Below are 2280 nucleotides of genomic sequence, written 5' to 3'. Positions count from 1 at the left end.
GGAGCCGTCTCGGCGCGAGCGACCTGGGTCGGAGCCGGGGTGGCGACAGGCGTTTCGGCGGCCGGGGCGGGCGTCGGCATCGGGGCGGGCTCGGCGGCGAGCGGCGCGGGCGTCGCTTCGGCCAACTGGACAGGGGCTTCGTCCGCCGGCGACTGGGCCGGCTTGTTCATCAGGCCCCAGGTCAGGCCCCYGACGGCGACGGCGAGCACCGGCAGGCCGATCAGCAGCGGCAGGTTCGACGAAGACTTCTTCGTCGACGTGCGAGCATAGACAGGCGCGCTGGGAAACAGAGCCGAGGAATCGGCGGTGGTGGTCGGGGCGATATAAGGTTCGTTGGCGCTGAGGTTCAGAACAGCCATGACTTCCTCCATTGCGTAATTCGTGTTCGGGGAGTCAACGGGGGGCTGCGGTGGCGGTTCCTGCATTCTTGGAATGGTGCTGATTTTGACGAATTGGCGCCACAATCCAGAGAGCTTGAAACAACACCTGCCCTAGCTTGAGGAGGGAGCGGCGCGCAGCGCCGTTCCCTCTTACAATGCGCTTCGCCTCAGGCTTTTTCTCCCCGACCCCACGGTGTAGACAGGCGGCCATGACGCAAGATTCCAAAGTGATCCAAGGCCGCACCGGCCCCTGGGAAATCGTTCTCGGCCTCGAGATCCACGCCCAGGTGGCCAGCGTGTCCAAGCTGTTCTCCGGCGCCGCCGTCGGCTTCGGTGCGGGGCCGAACCAGCAGGTCAGCCTGGTGGACGCGGCCATGCCCGGCATGTTGCCGGTGCTGAACGGCTTCTGCGTCGAGCAGGCGGTCAAGACCGGCCTGGGCCTGAAGGCGCAGATCAATCTGAAGAGCCGGTTCGACCGCAAGAACTACTTCTATCCCGATCTGCCGCAGGGCTATCAGATCAGCCAGTTCGACCAGCCGATCGTCGGCGAGGGCCTCGTCACCGTCGAGCGTGACGACGGCACGACCTTCGACGTGCGTATCGAGCGCCTGCACCTGGAGCAGGACGCCGGCAAGTCGCTGCACGACCAGGACCCGAACGCCACCTATGTCGACCTGAACCGCGCGGGCACGGCGCTGATGGAGATCGTCTCCAAGCCCGACATGCGCACCTCGGAAGAGGCGGCGGCCTATGTGAAAAAGATCCGCACGATCCTGGTCTATCTGGGCACCTGCGACGGCGACATGGACAAGGGCAACCTGCGCGCCGACGTCAACGTCTCGGTCTGCCGCCCCGGTGACTACGAGAAGTTCCGCGAGACCGGCAGCTTCAGCCACCTGGGCACGCGCTGCGAGATCAAGAACGTCAACAGCTACCGCTATATTCAGCAGGCCATCGAATACGAGGCCCGTCGTCAGATCGAGATCCTGGAGGACGGCGGCAAGATCGACCAGGAGACCCGGCTGTTCGACCCGAACAAGCTGGAGACCCGCTCGATGCGGTCGAAGGAAGAGGCGCACGACTATCGCTACTTCCCCGATCCGGACCTGCTGCCGCTGGTCCTGGATCCGGCCTGGGTGAAGGCGATCGAAGAGACCCTGCCGGAACTGCCGGACGCCAAGAAGCAGCGCTTGCAGAGCCAGTACGGTCTGTCGGCCTATGACGCCGGCGTGCTGATCATCGAGGCCGACCGCGCGGACTACTTCGAAGCCGCCGCGAAAGGCCGCGACGCCAAGCTGGTGTCCAACTGGGTGACCAACGAGCTGCTGTCCAAGCTGTCGGCCGGCGGCCACGAGATCGCCGCCTCGCCGTTGCCGTCGTCGGACATCGCCCAGCTGGTCGAGCTGATCGAGAACGGCACTATCAGCTCCAAGATCGCCAAGGAGGTCTTCGAGCACATGTGGGCCGGCGAGGGCCGCCCGTCCGAGATCGTCGAGAAGCGCGGCCTGGTGCAGATCAACGACACCGGCGCCATCGAGGCGGCCATCGATACGCTGATCGCGGCCAACCCCGACAAGGCCGAGGCCGTGAAGGAAAAGCCCCAGGCCATCGGCTGGTTCGTCGGCCAGGTGATGAAGGAGACCGGCGGCAAGGCCAATCCGGCCACCGTCAACGAACTGCTGCGGAGCAAGCTGGGGCTGTAAGGCCGCTGACGCCGCCTTCGCACTGAAGACAAAGGGCCCGCCGCTCGCGCGACGGGCCCTTTTTCAGGTCAGGAGCGTGGAGCCTACTTGGGCGCATCCGAGCTGGTGTCCGGCTTGGCTTCGGCTCCGGCCGGCTTTTGATGCTTCTTGGTCTTCTTCTCGGGCTTGGCGGCGGGCGCGGCGGCCTCGTTCGAGCC

Annotated in this window: 1 protein-coding gene and 1 pseudogene; one reads left to right on the top strand and one right to left on the bottom strand. The window is 65.6% G+C overall.

Features of this window, described 5'->3' with window-relative positions; genetic code table 11:
* Positions 1–359, bottom strand: a pseudogene (locus tag AC1DZ6_RS23805) (hypothetical protein); the annotation flags it as partial.
* 230 nt (positions 360–589) lie between these two features.
* On the opposite strand from AC1DZ6_RS23805, the gene gatB reads away from it, so the two are divergent.
* Complete coding sequence (gene gatB / locus AC1DZ6_RS23800) at positions 590–2083, top strand: Asp-tRNA(Asn)/Glu-tRNA(Gln) amidotransferase subunit GatB (protein ID WP_477099578.1); 1494 nt, start codon at positions 590–592, stop codon at positions 2081–2083.
* Positions 2084–2280: the final 197 nt, after the last annotated feature.

Source organism: Caulobacter sp. P1_B12_2 (genome assembly GCF_056406675.1).
Note: the sequence above shows the minus strand (reverse complement) of the source record. Positions and strands in the feature narration are given on the sequence as shown.

Coding starts and splice junctions, on each gene's coding strand:
- gatB (WP_477099578.1), top strand. CDS start 590: ATGACGCAAGATTCCAAAGTGATCCAAGGCCGCACCGGCCCCTGGGAA.